The organism is Aurantimonas sp. A3-2-R12, assembly GCF_036016755.1.
Classification (GTDB): domain Bacteria; phylum Pseudomonadota; class Alphaproteobacteria; order Rhizobiales; family Rhizobiaceae; genus Aurantimonas; species Aurantimonas coralicida_A.
Map to the genome: position 1 here is coordinate 84,202 of NZ_JAYXIH010000004.1, position 17,795 is coordinate 101,996.

At 64.0% G+C, this 17,795-nt stretch carries 17 protein-coding genes and 1 pseudogene; 12 read left to right on the top strand and 6 right to left on the bottom strand.

The genetic code is table 11. The annotated features are described in order from the left end of the window. The first annotated feature begins 332 nt into the window (after positions 1 to 332). From acnA to VSX60_RS03410, 4 genes are all read left to right on the top strand, one after another. On the top strand, positions 333 to 3,107 hold the full coding sequence (gene acnA, locus VSX60_RS03395; RefSeq protein ID WP_327622743.1) for an aconitate hydratase AcnA: 2,775 nt from the start codon (positions 333 to 335) through the stop codon (positions 3,105 to 3,107). Between the two features lie 235 nt (positions 3,108 to 3,342). Beyond that, entirely contained in the window at positions 3,343 to 4,134 is a 792-nt protein-coding gene (locus VSX60_RS03400) for a DUF1223 domain-containing protein (RefSeq protein WP_327622744.1), read from the top strand. A 163-nt stretch (positions 4,135 to 4,297) separates the two neighbouring features. Next, positions 4,298 to 4,675 carry a DUF2794 domain-containing protein gene (locus VSX60_RS03405; RefSeq protein ID WP_327622745.1) on the top strand — a complete coding sequence of 126 codons (378 nt, stop codon included), beginning with the start codon at positions 4,298 to 4,300 and terminating at the stop codon, positions 4,673 to 4,675. Between the two features lie 135 nt (positions 4,676 to 4,810). Beyond that, positions 4,811 to 5,956: a YihY/virulence factor BrkB family protein gene (locus VSX60_RS03410; RefSeq protein WP_327622746.1), complete on the top strand. Its 1,146-nt coding sequence runs from the start codon at positions 4,811 to 4,813 to the stop codon at positions 5,954 to 5,956. Positions 5,957 to 5,978: 22 nt separating this feature from the next. On the opposite strand, the gene VSX60_RS03415 is transcribed toward VSX60_RS03410, so the two are convergent. The 4 genes from VSX60_RS03415 to VSX60_RS03430 form a co-directional block, all read right to left on the bottom strand. Beyond that, the gene (locus VSX60_RS03415) at positions 5,979 to 6,542 is read right to left on the bottom strand and encodes a GNAT family N-acetyltransferase (protein ID WP_327622747.1); all 564 of its coding nucleotides are present in this window, start codon (positions 6,540 to 6,542) and stop codon (positions 5,979 to 5,981) included. Positions 6,543 to 6,648: 106 nt separating this feature from the next. Then, positions 6,649 to 7,407: a Bax inhibitor-1/YccA family protein gene (locus VSX60_RS03420; RefSeq protein ID WP_327622748.1), complete on the bottom strand. Its 759-nt coding sequence runs from the start codon at positions 7,405 to 7,407 to the stop codon at positions 6,649 to 6,651. A gap of 266 nt (positions 7,408 to 7,673) precedes the next feature. Beyond that, positions 7,674 to 10,268: an ABC transporter permease gene (locus VSX60_RS03425; protein ID WP_442873045.1), complete on the bottom strand. Its 2,595-nt coding sequence runs from the start codon at positions 10,266 to 10,268 to the stop codon at positions 7,674 to 7,676. Beyond that, entirely contained in the window at positions 10,265 to 11,002 is a 738-nt protein-coding gene (locus VSX60_RS03430) for an ABC transporter ATP-binding protein (RefSeq protein ID WP_327622749.1), read from the bottom strand. Before VSX60_RS03430 ends, VSX60_RS03425 begins: the two co-directional genes overlap by 4 nt. 61 nt (positions 11,003 to 11,063) lie before the next feature. Between VSX60_RS03430 and VSX60_RS03435 the strand changes: the two genes are divergently transcribed. Next, positions 11,064 to 11,780, top strand: coding sequence for an arylesterase (locus VSX60_RS03435; protein WP_442873046.1), 717 nt, complete (start codon positions 11,064 to 11,066; stop codon positions 11,778 to 11,780). Here VSX60_RS03435 and VSX60_RS03440 read toward each other — a convergent pair. After that, positions 11,722 to 12,414, bottom strand: coding sequence for a GNAT family N-acetyltransferase (locus tag VSX60_RS03440; RefSeq protein ID WP_327622751.1), 693 nt, complete (start codon positions 12,412 to 12,414; stop codon positions 11,722 to 11,724). The two genes, VSX60_RS03435 and VSX60_RS03440, sit on opposite strands and share 59 nt — an antisense overlap. Before the next feature lie 173 nt (positions 12,415 to 12,587). Here VSX60_RS03440 and thpR point away from each other — a divergent pair, with 173 nt between their 5' ends. The 7 genes and pseudogenes from thpR (at position 12,588) to VSX60_RS03475 (ending at position 17,404) form a co-directional block, all read left to right on the top strand. After that, positions 12,588 to 13,232, top strand: a complete 645-nt coding sequence (gene thpR, locus VSX60_RS03445; RefSeq protein WP_327622752.1) for an RNA 2',3'-cyclic phosphodiesterase — start codon at positions 12,588 to 12,590, stop codon at positions 13,230 to 13,232. Between the two features lie 48 nt (positions 13,233 to 13,280). Beyond that, the gene (locus VSX60_RS03450; RefSeq protein WP_327622753.1) at positions 13,281 to 13,661 is read left to right on the top strand and encodes a YkvA family protein; all 381 of its coding nucleotides are present in this window, start codon (positions 13,281 to 13,283) and stop codon (positions 13,659 to 13,661) included. Between the two features lie 344 nt (positions 13,662 to 14,005). Continuing rightward, a complete protein-coding gene (locus VSX60_RS03455; protein ID WP_327622754.1) occupies positions 14,006 to 14,512 on the top strand; it encodes an invasion associated locus B family protein in 507 nt (168 codons plus the stop codon). A gap of 190 nt (positions 14,513 to 14,702) precedes the next feature. Continuing rightward, positions 14,703 to 15,944 (top strand): 23S rRNA (adenine(2503)-C(2))-methyltransferase RlmN, encoded by a 1,242-nt coding sequence (gene rlmN, locus VSX60_RS03460; RefSeq protein WP_327622756.1) that lies wholly within the window; start codon positions 14,703 to 14,705, stop codon positions 15,942 to 15,944. Positions 15,945 to 15,994: 50 nt separating this feature from the next. Continuing rightward, positions 15,995 to 16,456: a hypothetical protein gene (locus tag VSX60_RS03465; protein ID WP_327622757.1), complete on the top strand. Its 462-nt coding sequence runs from the start codon at positions 15,995 to 15,997 to the stop codon at positions 16,454 to 16,456. Between the two features lie 6 nt (positions 16,457 to 16,462). Then, positions 16,463 to 16,684, top strand: coding sequence for a BrnA antitoxin family protein (locus tag VSX60_RS03470; RefSeq protein ID WP_327622758.1), 222 nt, complete (start codon positions 16,463 to 16,465; stop codon positions 16,682 to 16,684). Positions 16,685 to 16,745: 61 nt separating this feature from the next. Beyond that, positions 16,746 to 17,404 (top strand): annotated as a pseudogene (locus VSX60_RS03475) (glutathione S-transferase family protein). A gap of 6 nt (positions 17,405 to 17,410) precedes the next feature. Here the strand turns inward: VSX60_RS03475 and VSX60_RS03480 are convergent. Beyond that, the gene (locus VSX60_RS03480) at positions 17,411 to 17,794 is read right to left on the bottom strand and encodes an EamA family transporter (RefSeq protein WP_327622759.1); all 384 of its coding nucleotides are present in this window, start codon (positions 17,792 to 17,794) and stop codon (positions 17,411 to 17,413) included. Position 17,795: the final 1 nt, after the last annotated feature.

The window sequence follows — 17,795 nt, forward strand, 5'->3', positions numbered from 1 at the left end:
TCTTCGGCGAGGCGTAGACGCCTTGCAACCTGCCGTTCCGCCCAGTTTTCTCCTCCCCACTCAGCCGACCTCCTTCGCACTGCGACAGAAATTCCGCCTTCCAAACACTGTGCCCTTTATAGGCGTTGCAAACTTCGCTATGAGGACGGCAACCACACCAGCGACCGGCGTGGAATTTTTTCAGCGCCGATCTCAAGGCCCCGCCCGGCACCGGCGGGCGCCGGGGCGGACAAGCGGAAATGGTCGTACCCGCATCTTCGAGCGCTTTTCCGCGGCGCTCAAGGCCGTTCGCCCTTCGGACTTCCATCCTGGTTCGAAAGGAACGAAGCCATATGTCTCACGCACCCGACAGTTTCAAATGCCGCAAGACGCTTTCCGCCGCAGGCAAGGACTACGTCTATTATGATCTGAAGGAGGCCGAGAAGAACGGCCTTGCCGGCGCGTCGCGCCTGCCCTTCTCCATGAAGGTTCTGCTCGAAAATCTCCTGCGCAACGAGGATGGCCGCACGGTGACGGCGGACGATATCCGCGCCGTCGCCAACTGGACCAAGGACAAGGGCAAGGCCGGCCATGAAATCGCCTACCGCCCGGCGCGCGTGCTGATGCAGGACTTCACCGGCGTGCCAGCGGTGGTCGATCTCGCCGCGATGCGCGACGCCACCAGAAGTCTCGGTGCCGACCCGAAGAAGATCAACCCGATGGTTCCCGTCGACCTGGTCATCGATCACTCGGTGATGGTCGACTTCTTCGGCCGCAAGGATTCGTTCGAAAAGAACGTCGATGCCGAATACGGCCGCAATGGCGAGCGCTACACCTTCCTGCGCTGGGGCTCGGAAGCCTTCGAGAACTTCCGCGTGGTGCCGCCGGGCACCGGCATCTGCCATCAGGTCAATCTGGAATATCTTGCCCAGACGGTCTGGACCAAGGACGAGAACGGCGAGACGATCGCCTATCCGGACACGCTGGTCGGCACCGATTCCCACACCACCATGGTCAACGGCCTGTCTGTGCTCGGCTGGGGCGTCGGCGGCATCGAGGCCGAAGCGGCGATGCTCGGCCAGCCGATCTCCATGCTGATTCCCGAAGTCATCGGCTTCCGGGTCGAGGGCAAGCTGCCGGAAGGCACCACCGCGACAGACCTCGTCCTGACCGTGACCCAAATGCTGCGCGCGCATGGCGTCGTCGGCAAATTCGTCGAGTTCTTCGGCCCCGGCCTGTCCAACCTGACCCTCGAGGATCAGGCGACGATCGGCAACATGGCGCCCGAATACGGCGCCACCTGCGGCTTCTTCCCGATCGACAAGGACACCATCGCCTATCTGGAGGCGACCGGCCGCGACAAGGACCGCATCGCCCTCGTCGAGGCCTACGCCAAGGCCCAGGGCATGTACCGCGAGGACGGCATTGCCGATCCGATCTTCACCGATACGCTCGCACTCGACCTGTCGACGGTCGTTCCCTCGCTTGCCGGACCAAAGCGCCCGCAGGACCGTGTCGCCCTCACCGAGGCGGCGGCAAAATTCCACGACGCGCTCGCCGAGATCCATGGCGGACGCAAGAAGAACGACACGCCGAAATCCGAGGGCGAATCCCGCTATATGGACGAAGGCGCGACCGGGGTGAACGACACGCCCCAAGACAACCGCCACGGCCAGACGCTGCATGCCGTTGAAGGCACCGACCACGGCCTGTCGCATGGCGACGTGGTCATCGCCGCGATCACCTCCTGCACCAACACGTCCAACCCCAACGTCCTGGTCGCGGCCGGGCTTCTCGCCCGCAAGGCCCACGCAAAGGGTCTGACGGCCAAGCCGTGGGTGAAGACGTCGCTGGCGCCGGGGTCCCAGGTCGTCACCGAGTATCTGGAGAAGGCCGGCCTGCAGTCGGATCTCGACGCGATGGGCTTCAACCTCGTCGGCTATGGCTGCACGACCTGCATCGGCAATTCCGGCCCATTGCCCGAGCCGATCTCCGAGGCGATCAACCAGAACGACCTCGTCGCCTGTTCGGTGCTGTCCGGCAACCGCAACTTCGAGGGCCGGGTCAATCCGGACGTTCGGGCGAACTATCTCGCCTCGCCGCCGCTGGTGGTCGCCTATGCCATCGCCGGCTCGATGTTCGTTGACATTACCAAGGACGCGCTCGGCCAAGACAAGGACGGCAACGACGTCTTCCTCAAGGACATCTGGCCGTCAACCCAGGAGATCGCCAAGATCGTCCGCGAGACGGTGACGCGTGAGATGTTCGAAAACCGCTATGCGGACGTCTTCAAGGGTGACGAGCACTGGCAGAAGATCGCCGTGTCCGGCGGCCTGACCTACGATTGGGACGACCGCTCGACCTATGTCCAGAACCCGCCCTATTTCGAGGGAATGACTCAGGAGCCCGATCCCGTGACCGACGTGAAGGGCGCACGGATCCTCAGTCTGTTCCTCGATTCGATCACCACCGACCACATCTCGCCGGCCGGCTCGATCAAGGCCAATGGGCCGGCGGGCGACTACCTCGTCAGCCATCAGGTTCGCCCGGTCGACTTCAACTCCTACGGCGCCCGGCGCGGCAACCACCAGGTGATGATGCGCGGCACCTTCGCCAATATTCGCATCAAGAACCAGATGCTCGACGGGATCGAAGGCGGCATGACCAAGCATTTCCCGTCGGGTGAGGTCCTGCCGATGTACGACGCCGCGATGCGCTACAAGGACGAGGGTGTGCCGCTCGTCGTCTTCGCCGGCAAGGAATACGGCACCGGCTCCTCACGCGATTGGGCGGCCAAGGGCACCGTGCTTCTCGGGGTCCGCGCCGTGATCGCGGAAAGTTTCGAGCGTATCCACCGGTCCAACCTCGTCGGCATGGGCGTCGTCCCCTTCGTCTTCGCCGAGGCGGGAACGTCCTGGGAATCGCTCGGGCTGAAGGGCGACGAGAAGGTCACCATAGAAGGCCTCGCCGACATCAAGCCGCGTGAGATCATGGAAGCGACGATCGAGGCGGCCGACGGTTCGACCCGCACGATCAAGCTGCAGGTCCGCATCGATACGCTCGACGAGTTGGAATACTACAAGAACGGCGGCATCCTGCACTACGTTCTGCGCCGGCTGGCGGCCTGATCCCAGGCACCGTCCTGCACATGGCAGATGACGATCATCGACGCCGCCGCGCCTCGTGCCGGCGGCGTCGCTCGTTTGGCCGACCGATCAATGACTTGTCATCCGCAATTGACTGGCAGACGCATCCGTCGATCGCTACGGTACGATCGATGACGAAACCCCAGGCAAAAGCGCTCCAGAACACTGACGGCCCCCGTCCCGCAGACGGACCGGCAGGTTCGTCCAAGGTGGTCTCGTGACCGTCCTTCACCTCATTCGACGCGCCTTTCCGGCATTCGCGTTGCTGATGCTCTTCCCGTTTGTCAGTGGAGCCCGAGCCGGCGACGCACCCGCCGAGCCCGTCACCCAGGTGCTGGAATTGTTCACCAGCCAGGGCTGTTCGTCCTGCCCGCCGGCGGATCGCCTCCTGACCAAGCTGGCCAAGGAACCGGGCGTTCTCGCGCTCGGCTATCACGTCGACTATTGGGATTACATCGGCTGGCGCGACATCTTCGGTTCGCCCGAAAACACCGAGCGGCAGCGCGCTTACGCCCAGGCCTTCGCCACCACCACGATCTACACGCCGCAAATGGTCGTGAATGGCCGCAAGGGTGTCGTCGGTTCGCATGAAGCGAAGATCCGCAAACTCATGCAGGCGACGTCGCTTCCGCAAGGGGGAGACACGCCAAAGGTAGCGTTAAGTGTCGAAGGCGACCGGCTGCACATCACCGCGGACGTCGGCCGGCTGGATCCGGACAGTCCGGCACCGGTACTGATGCTGGTCACCTTCGGTGACGAAGCGACGACGACGATCGAGCGCGGCGAAAATAACGGCCACACCATCGTCAACACGCGTCCCGTCCGTGGCTGGCGCCTTCTCGGCATGGCCGCGGGCGAACCGATGGATATCGATCTGCCCTTGGCGTCGCTACTGAAACGGGGAGAGCCGAGCGGGGGTGGCTGCGCGGTAATCCTTCAGGCCGTGACGGCGGATGGAATGCCGGGACCGATTCTCGCCGCGGCGCAGATGGAATTCGCCGATCCATGACGCCGGCCAGGTGACGGCCGATCAGTCATCCGGCGCGCGTTTGCCGCCAGATGGCCATTCCGTGTTGTCGGCATCGGAAACGGTTTTGCCCGCGGCCGGTTTCATGCGAACATGCCGAAGAGTTGCGGCTTCCTCCGCGGCAAAGCATTGGACGAGGGCAGTCTTGACGGATTTCGGATCGGAGGGAGAAACCGCGACCAATCTCCTCCCCTTTCCCCGTCAGAATTCCTGTCATTTTTCCATCGTCTCGTTCGATCGACGAGAATTGTCCGAGATCCTCAAGATTTACGGACGCATGGTCGCGGCCGGCGAATGGCGGGACTACGCCATCGACACGTTGAAGGATCGGGCGGTGTTCTCGGTCTTCCGCCGGGCCAGCGAAATGCCGCTCTATCGGGTGGAGAAAAATCCGAAGCTCGCCCGTAAGCAGGGGGCGTACCAGGTCGTCGCCGCTGGCGGCCTCGTTATGAAGCGCGGCCATGACCTGACCGCCGTGCTCCGCGTGTTCGACAAGGGATTGAAACTGGCGGAGAACGGTTGAGACCGTCCGCTGGTGCGAAAGCCCTGGATGACGATATCCATTGCCGGCTACAGAAGTTTATCCCGCCCGCCGCCCCGCGAAGGGATCGCCTATTGGGTCGTGGCGTTGCTGCAGAACCGGGACGGGTGAGGGCGAATGACCAGAGCGAAGACAAATCACGCCGAGCTTCGAGACAAGGGCCGGGGGCGACACGCCGACCGGCCCGGTGAAATTCCCGTCGCGGGTTGGAAGAGCATCCTTTGGCGGGTTTACGAGGAAATGGGCGACGATCGCGTCACTCTCGTCGCCGCGGGCGTGACCTATTATCTGCTTCTCGCCATAGTCCCGGGCCTTGCCGCCTTCGTTTCCCTCTACGGACTTTTCGCCGATCCGGCGACGGTCAGCGATCATCTGGCACAGTTGCGCGCCTTCATCCCTGGCGGCGGAATGGATGTTCTGGAGACGCAACTGAAACGACTGGCGTCGAAGGGCGACACCACGTTGGGGCTGTCGCTGGTTATCTCCTTCGCAGTCTCGCTGTGGAGCGCCAATGCCGGAGTCAAGTCGCTGTTCGAGGCGATGAACGTCGCTTATGATGAGCGGGAAAGCCGTTCCTTCTTCAAGCTGAACGCGATCTCCCTCAGCTTCACGCTGAGTCTCATCGTTGTGTCGTTGCTGATGATCGGCCTCGCCGTGGTTCTGCCAGTTCTCCTGGGCTATCTCGGCCTGGGTACGGGGCTGGAATGGCTGATCTCCGGCCTCAGTCTCCTCCTGATGATCGTGGTGTTCTCTCTCGGCCTTGCCGCGCTCTACCGCTGGGGTCCGGACCGTGCGAACGCCAAATGGCGGTGGATCACCCCGGGCGCAATCCTCACGCTCGTAGTCACCACGATCGTTTCATTGCTGTTTTCCTGGTACGCCGCCAATTTCGGTTCCTACGATGCCACCTATGGTTCGCTCGGCGCGTTGATCGGTTTCATGACCTGGATCTGGCTGACGATGATCATTCTGATCGTCGGCGGCGAGTTGAACTCGGAAATGGAGCACCAGACCGCCCGGGACACGACCACCGGGGCGCCGCAGCCCTTGGGCCAGCGCGGCGCCGCCATGGCTGATCGTGTCGCCGGACAATCCTCCGACGCCGATGGTTCCGGTCGCGGCCGCACCCCTCTGACGCGGGAGGAAGAATCCGCCGAGAGCAAGCGGCGACGCGAAGGATTGTCGGTTGGCAAGCTGGCGGTGGCGCTCCCCGCCGCGCTGTTGCTCACCTACCTCAAGCGCCGGTCCGAGCGGCAGAGCTGAGCCATAAGGCTGATCAGCGCGGCTATCGCTGGTACAGCGTGCCGGGAGAGCGCGTCTCGTCGGGCAGCGTCGAGCCGGCCGCGCCAAGCGGCATCTGCATCAGAACGGTATCGATCCAGCGGCCGAATTTGAAGCCGGACTGCTCGAAGACCCCGATCATGCGGAAGCCTGCCCGTTCATGCAGCCTGACCGACGGCGCGTTACCGGAGTCGCCGACGACGGCGATCATCTGGCGGAAGCCGCTTTCGGCCGAGATCTCGATGAGGCGGGTCAGAAGATCGCCGCCCACACCGCGTCCCTTTGCATCCGGAGCGACATAAACCGAATCCTCCACCGACCAGCGATAGGCGGGTCTGGCGCGGAAGGCATTGGCGTAGGCGTATCCCAGGACTAACCCGTGGGCGTCTTCCGCGACGATGAAGGGATAGCCCTGACCCGTCATCGCGGTGAAGCGCGCCGCCATTTCCGCCTCGTCCGGCGGCAAGATTTCAAATGTCCCGGTGCCGTGCAGCACCGCGTGCTCGTAGATCGACCGGATCGCCGGGACGTCTTCGATGCTGGCGGGTCGGATCGTATGAGCGCTCATCGGCAGGCAAGCCCAAGCTTCGTTGCAATCTGGATGTCGCAAAAGCAATGACAAAAGAAAAGGGCGGCCCGCAAGCCGCCCTGATTTGTCAGTCCTGCCCTGGCGCTTAGTTGCGGTTGCCGAACAGCTGCAGGAGGAACAGGAACATGTTGAGGAAGTCGAGATAGAGGCGCAACGCGCCCATGACCGCCTTGCGGCCCATCACCGCCGAGCCGTCGCCCTCATAATACATTTCCTTGATCTGCTGCGTGTCGTAGGCGGTGAGGCCCGCGAACACTAGGACGCCGATTGCCGAGATGGCGAACTGCAAAGCCGGCGAGGCAAGGAAGATGTTGACGACCATCGCGATGACGATGCCGATCACGCCCATGAACAGGAACGAGCCCCAGCCGGAAATATCCCGCTTGGTGGTGTAGCCCCAGAGCGACAGCGCGCCGAAGGAGGCGGCGGTGATGAAGAACACCTGGGTGATGGATTCCTGCGTGTAGACCAGGAAGATCGTCGACAGCGACAGGCCGACCATCGCCGCGTAGGTCCAGAAGGTCGCCTGGGCGGCCGCGACGCTCATCTTGTGAACGCGGAAGGACAGGAAAAAGACCATCGCCAGCGGCGCCAGCATCAGCACCCATTTGAGCGGCGAGTTGTACACGACATTGCCGATGTCGGTCAGACCGACGACGGTGCCAGCGTCGTTCGTCACAACCGCCATCGAAAACAGGAGATAGGCCGCAACGCCGGTGAGGGCGAGACCGCCCGCCATCAGGTTGTAGACCTTCAGCATATAGGAGCGGAGGCCCTGGTCGATGTCCGCTCTTGTACCGGCTGCTGGCACGGTGCGAGCGCCGGCGTTCCGATATTCCGCCATGGATGAATTCCTTTCTGCGTGTCCCGTCCGGTGTCCCCGCGCGACGGTTTCAGTCGGCACGAAGAGGCGCCGCTGGCGGGACGCCCAGCGATCCTATGCATAATATGCGGATCGCGAGGTTCGCGCACAAGCCTCCAGCCGCATGGAACGATAAAATCGCGCCCGATCAGGGTTAATTATCCGTTAGCCTGTTGCCGGATCGAGCCGGAGGCAGGCGGCTGGAGACGCGCCTGCTTCGGTTTTTCCAGCTTTCGCGCGTCTCCTCATCACAGATTGCGCAAGACCGGCGCGGCCTTCTGTCCCAGGACGCGCCATGTTCCCGCAAGACCAATGCCGACCGTCAGCACCAGAGAGACGGCCAGCGTCGTCAGCGCGACGGTCCAGTCGAAGACGTAAGGCAGCTGCATGATCTGGACGACCACGAACCAGGCGGCGAGAGCGCCCGCCCCGACCGCGAAGACACCTGTCGCAAGGCCCAGCAGCAGGTATTCGGTTGTGAAGGCGCGAATCAGGGTCAGCCGCGTCGCGCCAAGCGTCTTGAGGACGACGGCGTCGTGGATGCGGCTCCGGTTGCCGGCGGCCAGCGCCCCGGACAGGACCAGGATCGAGGCGATCAGCGCCACCGCCGCCGCGACCCGGATTGCCAGCGCGAGTTGGGCGATCAGGCCGTTCACCGCGTCGAGCGCTTCCTTCACCCGCACCGTCGTGACCGCCGGATAGGCATTGGTGACGCCGTTGATCAGCGCCTTTTCCGCAACCTCCCCGTCGTCCGGCATCGACAGCGTCGCCAGCCAGGAATGTGGCGCGCCGGCGAAGGCGTTGGGCGAGAACACCATGACGAAGTTGATCGAGAGCGATTCCCATTCCACCGCGCGGAAATTCGCGATCCGGGCGGTGATATTGCGGCCGAGGACATTGACGGTCAGCGTATCGCCGACCTTCAGGCCGAGTTCGCCCGCCTCCTCCGCCGAAAATGACACCAGAGGCTCGCCCGCATAGTCCTCCGGCCACCACTCGCCCTCGGTCAGGCTGGAGTTCTCCGGCAGCGTCGGCGAATAGGTCAGCCCGCGATCGCCATGCAGGACCCAACTGCCTTCGTGTCCCTCCGCAAAGGCGGAGACATCCTGTCCCGCAAGGGCTGTGATCCGCCCCCGCAGCATGGGAGCGGCATTGAGGGACGAGCCCGGCGCCAGCGTCTCGACAGTCTGGCGAAAGCCATCGATCTGGTCGTTTTGAATGTCGACGAAAAAGAAATCAGGCGCTCGCGAAGCCATTCCCGTGCCGATCTCCTGGCGCAGATCGTAGTCGATGGTCGCCAACGTTACCAACAGCGTCAGGCCGAGGCCGAGCGACAGCACCACCGACGCCGTCAGCGCGCCCGGCCGGTGAATGTTGCCGATCGCCAGTCGCAGCGGCGTCGAGCGGACCCGCGGCGCCCGCGCGGCGAACCACTGGACCGCCATCGCGACGCCGCGCAGGATCACGAAGGCAGCCGCCGTGCCCACGAGGAAGATCAGCGCCACCCGGCGGTCGCCGGCCATCACCAGCGCCAGCGCGGAAATGACGAGGGCGAGGCCGAGCGCCGTGCCGAGATAGGCCCAGCGCATCCGGTAGCCGCCCGTCGCCCCGGCTTCGCGGAACAGGGCCGTCGCGGCGATATCGCGGGTGCGCCCGAGCGGCAGCAGCGCGAAGGCCAGCGCCGTGAGCACGCCGAAGACGGCAGCTAGCGCGAGGGCGCCCGGATAGACGGACGCCTCGGCCGCGATCGGGACGACGCTTTCGAGGAAGCGCGCGGTCGCGAAGGGCGCGATCGCTCCAAGGACGAGGCCAAGGATAATGCCCACACCGGCCAAGAGCATGATCTGGATCAGATAGACCGTGACGACGAAGCCGCCCCCGGCCCCAAGGCTCTTGAATGTCGCGATCACCCCTCGCTTGGAATCGAGATAGGCGTTGACGGCATTGGCGACGCCGACCCCGCCGACGATGAGGGCAGTGAGCCCGACCAACGTCAAAAACTGCGAGAAACGCTCGATATTGCGCTGGAGCGAGGGGGCGGCATCTGCCGATGTGCGAATGTTGAAGCCGGATTCGGGAAAGTGCTCTTTTGCCTGCGCCGCGATTGCCGCGGCGTCGCCGCCATTCGGCAAACGGATCTTGTAGTCGTATTCGACGAGGCTTCCCGGCTGGATCAGCCCGCTCGCCGCGAGCCCGTCCAGCGACAGCATCAGCCGCGGAGCGAAATTGAAGCGGCCGGACAAGACGTCGGGTTCGCGCTCGAGCACGCCGCGCAGTTCGATCTCGGCATTGCCGAGCTTGATGGTCTCGCCGGGCTCGATGCCCAATCGATCGTATAATTCCGATGCGGCGACGGCGCCGAACCGGCCGTCACGTTCTCCCAGAAGATCGCCCAACGGCACGTCTGGTTGCGTCTCGACGGCCCCATAAAGCGGATAAGCGCCGTCCACCGCCTTCACCTCGGCCAGCGACTGATCACTGCCGTCCAGCAGCCGAACCATGGAACGCAGGGACGCCGCCTCGGCGACGGTTCCAAGGTCCGCCAGGTAAGTGGTTTCCTCGTCCGTCGCCTGGCGCTGCACAAGGGCGAAGCGCAGGTCGCCGCCGAGGATCGACCGCCCCTGTTCGGCGATGCCGGTGGTCATCATCATCGCGACGGAATTCACCGCGGCGATCGCCGCCACGCCGAGGGTGATGCAGGCGAGGAAGATGTAGAAGCCGGACAGTCCGCCGCGCATCTCACGCAGCGCGAAACGCACGGCGAGCTTCAGATTGCCGCGCCCGTTCGTCGGCTTCGGCCGGGCGGTGGCGGCAATTCCAGCTGTGGAATCGAGCGCGCTCATCCAGCGGCACCGGCAAGCGCGGGATCGAAGTTCGCTCCTGCGGCCTCGACCATCGCCATACGGTCGTCATGAATGACGCCCGAGCGGACGGCGACCTCCCGACCGCAGCGATGCGCCAGCGCCGGATCGTGAGTCACGAGGACGAGCGTCATGGCCCGCCGCTCGCATTCGGCGAACAGCAAATCGGCGACCTGCCGTCCGGTCTCCTGGTCGAGATTGCCGGTCGGCTCGTCGGCGATCAAAATCGCCGGTTGTGGAGCCAGAGCCCGCGCCAACGCGACGCGCTGCTGTTCGCCACCCGACAATTCCCCAGGATAATGGGTAACGCGGTCGGCGAGGCCCACATTCGACAGTTCCCGCTCGGCGCGCTCGAAGGCATCGTCATGGCCGGCGAGTTCCAGCGGCACGGCGACGTTTTCCAGCGCCGTCATGTTCGGAATCAGGTGAAACGACTGGAAGACGATGCCGATATTGCGACCGCGGAACGCCGCGAGCCGGTCCTCACTGAGACCGCCAAGCGGCTGACCGGCGATTTCGACGACGCCCTCGTCGGCTCGCTCCAGCCCGGCAACCACCATCAAAAGCGTCGACTTGCCGGAGCCGGACGGACCGACGATGCCGACGGATTCGCCTCGATCGACGGCAAGGCCGACGCCCTTCAAAACATGGACAGCGCTACGGCCACTCCCCAGCGTGAGATGAACGTTTCGTAACCGGATCGCTGGTTCTGCCAAGGCCGCCGGCTCCTATATGTGACATCGGGCGCCCCACACGGGGCCTGCGCTATATGGGTGTATGATGCAACGCTTCCAACCGATCCTCTTGGCACTGACGCTATTGTCATGGCTGATGGTGCCGTCAGCTTCGAGTGCTCAGCAGGTCGCGCGGGGGGCCGCCGATGGCGAGCCGCTTCACGTCGTCGTTTTTGGCGACAGCCTCATCGCCGGCTACGGTGTCGGGCCCGGGGAAGCATTTCCCGAGCAATTGCAAGTCGCCTTGCGGGACCGGGGATACGGCGTAGAAGTGACTAACGCAGGCGCCTCGGGCGACACATCGAGCGGCGGGCTCGCCCGGCTCGACTGGTCAGTGCCGACAGAAGCCGACCTCGTCATCGTTGAACTCGGCGCCAACGACGCGCTACGCGGGATTTCTCCCGAGATCACGGAAAAGAACCTCGACCAGATCCTGCAAACGCTGACCGAACGCGGCCAGGCCGTCATCCTCGCCGGCATGATCGCGCCACCCAATATGGGCCCCGACTATTCGGCGGCTTTCAATCCGATCTATGCCGGCCTCGCCGAGAAATACGACGTCGCCCTCTATCCGTTCTTTCTCGACGGCGTGGCGACCCAGCCGAAGCTCAATCAGGACGACGCCATGCACCCGAACAAGGAAGGCGTCGCCGTCATTGTCGAAAAGATGCTGCCGCTGGTCACCGAAACGCTTGATTCCGTCAATGCGGGGCGTGTTGCGGGACGAAACTCGCCGCCAGACGCCGCAGGGGCTCGGTGAAGAATCGCAGACGCCGACCGCGCTCCTCGATCATGGCGAAGACATAGGCTTCGCTCTCATCCGCCCATTCCCGTGCGAGGCTCTTCGCATCCGCATAAGGCCGCAGGATTTCGGCGGTCACGTCGCCGGCAATGAAACTGAGATCGGCGCCGTGTTTGGCGGCGATCGCCTGCATCCGATGATTTTCGCGCAGGCAGGTCAGGAAAATTCGCCGAACGCCGCGATTGCGGGCGGCGGCAACCAGCCGGCCGAAGAGGCGATCCCCGTGACCGTGGCCCTGGAATTCCGGCTCGATCGAGAACGCACCTTCGGCTTCATCGTGAGATCCGGTGAGAAACCGTAATTCCGCGACGCCGCGTAGTTCGCCGTCGGCGAACAGACCCTTCACCAGAGAGTCAGGACCGAGTGCCAGCCGGGCATAGCTTTCCAGAAACGTATCGTTGACTGAGTTACCGAAGCGCAGGCGCCGGGTTTCGGAGGGAAGGCGTTGCAGGTGCGAAAGAAAGAGATCGGTCTCATGGGCGCGGACCCGGCGTACGTGAACCGGTGACCCTGCGCCGCCCATCAGGTCCGGGCGCGCATCATTTCGCTTGTCCGCAATATTGGCAGCAACGACATCCGTGACGATGGACATGGGTCATAGCCTTTGTTCAGCCTCCCAGCGACGTCCTCCGTGGACCCAACATAATTGTGCATGGTGCCGCGGACAACGGCGAATGGCAGCATGCAAGGCTGCCCTGTCCTTGAAACATGGCTCGGGAGGTGAGAGTCTTTTCGCGACGGCAACGACGCACGGAAGGACATCCGATGCCCCGACTGTTCACCGCCCTCGAGATCCCCCAGGATATCGCGCTTTCACTCTCCTTCCTGCGCGGCGGCCTGCCGTCGGCCCACTGGATCGATCCGCAGAACTATCATCTGACCCTGCGTTTCATCGGCGATATCGAGCCCCGGCTTGCCGACGAAATCGTCGCTTGGCTCGACCGCGTCGACCGACCGGCCTTTTCCATAGCCTTGAGCGGGGTAGCGGCCTTCGGAACACGCAAGCCGCACTCGATCTACGCCGGCGTCGAGGCGTCGCCCGAGCTTTGCGATCTGCAGGCGGAGATCGAACGCATCTGCAGGCGCCTCGACGTTCCCGCCGACCAGCGCAAATTCGTCCCGCATGTGACGCTGGCACGGTTGCGGCAGCCGAAGCTGGCGGAAGTCGCGCATTTTCTCGCCACGCGCGGCGACTTCCGCACGCCGCCGTTCATGGTCGAGCGATTCGGCCTGTTTTCGGCACGGGAGTCAGTCGGCGGTGGCCCTTATGTGCTGGAGGAGGCGTTTTCGCTGCACACCGGAACCCCCACGGCGAAAGGGCTTGCGCGGCCGGTGTCGGGCGGCCACGCGCAACGGCTGACCAAGTCCGCATGGCCCGCCGCGACGACCGCCATGAACCGAACCTCTTGAGCCCGCGGCGGTAACGGACCATCTAACCTCCTGACATTGGAGGACGCGATGGCACTCGACACACCGAAGGTCGGCGAAATTTTACTGCCCGGTTCCAGCGAGGAACAGGCGCGACAGGAAGAACGGGTTCGCGCATCATTTTTCCAGACCGTCCGTCGCGCGTTGCGATCGGTCCCGTTCATGGAAGACGTGGTCGCGGCCTATTATTGCGCGCTCGACCCGCAGACGCCGGCGGCCAGCCGGGGCATCCTCCTTGCCGCGCTGGCGTATTTCGTCCTGCCGATGGACGTGGTGCCCGATTTCATTCTCGGCCTCGGCTTTACCGATGATATCGCGGTGCTCTGGGCTGCGTTCCGGGCGGTTCGCCAGAACATCCGACCGCAGCATTACCAGCGGGCCCGCGAGACGCTTGGCGAAATGGACCGGTAGCGATTTCCCCGCTGGCGAGCACCGCTGCTGCGCCGCATGGCTACGCCTTACCATTCCGTAACAACGACTTGGCATGACTTGCCAAATTGTCGCCCAATTCGTTCCATCATTCACGGGGGCCGGACCAGGCTTTGGTGAAGCGGAGGGTCTGCATCCGGTTTTTGCCAGATGAAGCGCCGAGTGGTGGAGACGTTTCCATAATTCTCCTCGGCTTTCGTTCTTCGTTAACCGACGATAAACGGCCTTGGCGCTAGTCTGTCGGGTAGCATCGCTTCCAGCGTCTTGCCGGCCTCGGCCTCGACCGTGGGAAATCAAACGAACACGCACCGAACGAGCGGGGAATTATGAACCTCAAGAACGTCCTGACGGCCTCCGCGGCCATTCTGATCTTCTCGAGCGCCGCGGGCGCGGCCCAGACCCCGACGCGCATGAACCAGTTCAACGCCTGGGGCACCTATTCCTACGCCGGCAACGGCGGCAAGGTCTGCTACATCCTGTCGACGCCGACCAAGATGGAGCCAGCGAATGTCGATCACGGTGACATCTTCTTCCTGATCTCGCAAAAGCCGGGCCAGGGCGTCTCCTACGAGCCGCAAGCGGTGATGGGCTACACGCTCAAGGATGGCTCCAAGGTCACGGTCGACGTCGACGGCAAGGATTATTCGATGTTCGTCAAGGGCGAGTCGGCCTGGATGGAGAACGCCGCCGAGGAACCCCAGCTGGTCGCCAATCTGCGCGCCGGGAAGGCGATGAAGGTCGACGCCGTGTCGCAGCGCGGCACAAAGACCAGTTACACGTTCTCGCTCTCCGGCGTGACCGCCGCGCTGAAGTCGATCAACGACTGCAAATAGGGCATCCAGCGACCGCCTCTGGCCCTCGATATCGCAATGAAGCACGACGCCGGGTCCCGCGCCCGGCGTTTCGCCGTTCTGGTCCCGGATCTGCCTGAAACCTTGCGCAAATGACCAGAAGGGGTCATTTGAGGGGGCAATTCCTGTTCCTGACCGTTGATTTCGCCGGCAGCCGCTCGCCGAGGATATGATGCCCGTTTCGCTCGATCTCGCCTCTCCAGCCAACCGCCCGCGCCCGCTGGCGGCGGTTTCGCCGGTCGATGACGGCGAAAAGCCGTCGCTTGTCGGCCTCGATCGTGAAGCCCTCGCCGAGGCGCTGCGCGCGGTCGGCGTGCCCGAGAAGCAGCTGCGCATGCGCGTCGCCCAGCTCTGGCATTGGCTCTATGTGCGCGGGGTGACCGATTTCGGCCAGATGGCGAATGTCGCCGGAGATCTGCGCAACGCGCTCGCCGACGCCTATTCGATCGCGCGGCCGGAGGTCGTCGAGGAGCAGGTCTCGGTCGACGGAACCCGCAAATGGCTGTTCCGCTTTCCGGCGAAAGGCGCCGGGCGCCCGGTCGAGATCGAGACGGTCTACATCCCGGAAGAAGGTCGCGGCACGCTCTGCGTCTCCTCCCAGGTCGGCTGCACACTCACCTGCACCTTCTGCCATACCGGCACCCAGCGCTTGGTTCGCAACCTGACGCCGGACGAGATCGTCGGGCAGATTCTCCTGGCCCGTGAACGGCTCGGCGATTTTCCCGACGCCGCGACGCCCGCCGGCGCGATCGTGCCGTCCGATGGCCGCCTCGTCTCCAATGTCGTGATGATGGGCATGGGCGAGCCGCTGTATAATTTCGACAATGTCCGCCAGGCGCTGGCCGTTGCCACCGACGGCGAAGGCCTGTCGCTGTCGCGGCGGCGCGTGACCCTGTCGACCTCGGGCGTGGTGCCGATGATTGCGAAGGCGGGCGAGGAAATGGGCGTAATGCTGGCCATCTCGCTCCATGCCGTGCGCGACGAATTGCGCGACGAGTTGGTGCCGATCAACAAGAAATATCCGCTGAAGGAACTGCTCGACGCTTGCCGCGCCTATCCGGGGGCGTCCAACGCCCGGCGCATCACCTTCGAATATGTGATGCTGAAGGGCGTCAACGATTCGATGGCGGATGCGAAGGAACTGGTCCGCATCCTCAAGGGCATTCCGGCGAAGATCAATCTGATCCCGTTCAATCCCTGGCCGGGAACGGTCTACGAATGTTCCGACTGGGACCAGATCGAGCGCTTCGCCGACTATGTGAACCAGGCCGGCTACGCTTCGCCGATCCGCACGCCGCGCGGCCGCGACATCTTCGCAGCCTGCGGCCAGCTGAAATCGGAATCCGAGCGGATGAAGAAGAGCGATCGAGTGAAGCTCGAAACGGCGCGAATCTCGGAACTCGCAGCCCACTGAGGGCAGAGCACGGCGCCGAGACGCGCCAGCAAAGGAACCCTCGTCGTCGAATGACCGCCGTTCTCCGTTTTCTGTTCGTGATTCCCTTCGGCTTTGTCGCGGCTTGCATGACGGCGGCCTTCGCGATGCTGTGGCCGTTCCTGACCGTTCCCGCCGGCATGGGAGCCAGCGACCCGATCTTCCTGTTCCAGACGGTTATCGCCTTCCTCGCCCAATCGGCGCAGATTGGCTCGGTGATTCTGTTGCCGTGGGCGTTGTTCATGGTGGCAAGCGAACTCTTCGGACTTTCGTCGATCCTTCTGCATCTTGCCGCCGGCCTTATCGGTGCGGGCGCGATCCTCGTTACCGCCTACGGGGATAATCTGCCGCATGCGAGCGTCCAAACCGCGATCGTCGTCGCGGCGCTGTCGTTCACGCTGTCCTATTGGATCGTCGCCGGACGCAGCGCGGGGCGATGGCGCCGCAGCTCAAGTCGGACGACGCCGGCCGCAGAACCAACAATCAAAGGATAAGATTTCATGGCCCGACGCCCGACCAATCCCCGGGACGCCGCCGAGGCGGCCTTCAAATCCGCCACGACGACGCCGGAGCGAATGAAGGAATCCCTCTCCGCCATCCCGACAGGCCGGGAGATGGTGTCCCTGCGCATCGACCGCGACGTGCTGGCGCATTTCCAGGAGGACGGTCCGGGTTGGCAGGAGCGCATCAACGCCGCGTTGCGGAAATCGGCCGGGCTTTAGTTCTCCACAGGGCACGGCCTCCGCGTCTTGCGCCTAGCACGTATTGCAGCAGGTTGGCCCTATGATCACCATCCATCATCTCAACAATTCCCGTTCGCAGCGCGTGCTTTGGCTGCTTGAGGAGCTCGGCGTCGCCTATGAGGTGAAGCGTTACGAGCGCACCAAGGATATGCAGGCGCCGAAAGAGCTCAAGCAGATTCACCCGCTCGGCAAGTCGCCGGTACTGACCGAGGACGGCCGGACGATCGCGGAGACCGGCGCCATCGTCGAATACATCCTGGCGCGATATGGCAATGGACGGCTGATGCCGGCGGAGGGAACGGACGATTACTGGAACGCCCGCCATTTCCTGCATTACGCCGAAGGCTCGGCGATGCCGCCGCTGTTCCTGATCCTCATTCTGCAGATGATCCCGGAACGGGCACCGTTCTTCATCAGGCCGATCCTGAAGACCTCGTTGGCCAAGGTCGACGCGATGCTGGTGCGGCCACAGATCGCGCTGCATCTCGACCATTGGGAGAAGGCGATCGGCGACAGTGGCTGGTTCGCCGGGCCGGAGCTTTCCATCGCCGACATCATGATGAGCTTTCCGGTCGAGGCGGCCGCCCACCGCTTCGGCTACGACGACCGCCCGAAGCTGCGCGACTTCCTGCTGCGTATCCACGACCGACCAGCCTATCACGCGGCCTCAAGCGCGGCGGCCCCTACGCCTACGCCTGAGGGCGATCAGCGCCAGGCGACCAGCACCGCCCCACCCATGATGAGGACGACGCTCAGCTTGTCGACGGGCGCGACGGCCGAGGCGGGTCCGAGCTTCAGCGCCCGGAAATAGCACAGCCACGACGCGCCAGTCGCCAGTCCCGACAAGGCGAGAAAGACGAGGCTGCGACGGGACAACTCGGCGGGTGGCTGCCATTGTCCGGTCAGGCTCACGATCGCCGCCAGTAGCACCACGACGACCACCGTCCGCAGGAAGGTCGCGAGATCGGAGTTGATCCCCTCGACGCCGATCTTCGCCAGAATCGCCGTGGCAGCAGCGAACATGGCGGCCAGCACCGCCCAGAACTGCCAGGATTGCGCGAAGCCGAGCGATGTCGGGTGCGACGCCATG

Coding starts and splice junctions, on each gene's coding strand:
- VSX60_RS03450 (WP_327622753.1), top strand. CDS start 13,281: ATGGCACTCGACACACCGAAGGTCGGCGAAATTTTACTGCCCGGTTCC.
- rlmN (WP_327622756.1), top strand. CDS start 14,703: ATGCCCGTTTCGCTCGATCTCGCCTCTCCAGCCAACCGCCCGCGCCCG.
- VSX60_RS03410 (WP_327622746.1), top strand. CDS start 4,811: ATGACCAGAGCGAAGACAAATCACGCCGAGCTTCGAGACAAGGGCCGG.
- VSX60_RS03415 (WP_327622747.1), bottom strand. CDS start 6,542: ATGAGCGCTCATACGATCCGACCCGCCAGCATCGAAGACGTCCCGGCG.
- VSX60_RS03480 (WP_327622759.1), bottom strand. CDS start 17,794: ATGGCGTCGCACCCGACATCGCTCGGCTTCGCGCAATCCTGGCAGTTC.
- thpR (WP_327622752.1), top strand. CDS start 12,588: ATGCCCCGACTGTTCACCGCCCTCGAGATCCCCCAGGATATCGCGCTT.
- VSX60_RS03425 (WP_442873045.1), bottom strand. CDS start 10,268: ATGAGCGCGCTCGATTCCACAGCTGGAATTGCCGCCACCGCCCGGCCG.
- VSX60_RS03465 (WP_327622757.1), top strand. CDS start 15,995: ATGACCGCCGTTCTCCGTTTTCTGTTCGTGATTCCCTTCGGCTTTGTC.
- VSX60_RS03470 (WP_327622758.1), top strand. CDS start 16,463: ATGGCCCGACGCCCGACCAATCCCCGGGACGCCGCCGAGGCGGCCTTC.
- VSX60_RS03420 (WP_327622748.1), bottom strand. CDS start 7,407: ATGGCGGAATATCGGAACGCCGGCGCTCGCACCGTGCCAGCAGCCGGT.
- VSX60_RS03435 (WP_442873046.1), top strand. CDS start 11,064: ATGATGCAACGCTTCCAACCGATCCTCTTGGCACTGACGCTATTGTCA.
- acnA (WP_327622743.1), top strand. CDS start 333: ATGTCTCACGCACCCGACAGTTTCAAATGCCGCAAGACGCTTTCCGCC.
- VSX60_RS03455 (WP_327622754.1), top strand. CDS start 14,006: ATGAACCTCAAGAACGTCCTGACGGCCTCCGCGGCCATTCTGATCTTC.
- VSX60_RS03440 (WP_327622751.1), bottom strand. CDS start 12,414: ATGTCCATCGTCACGGATGTCGTTGCTGCCAATATTGCGGACAAGCGA.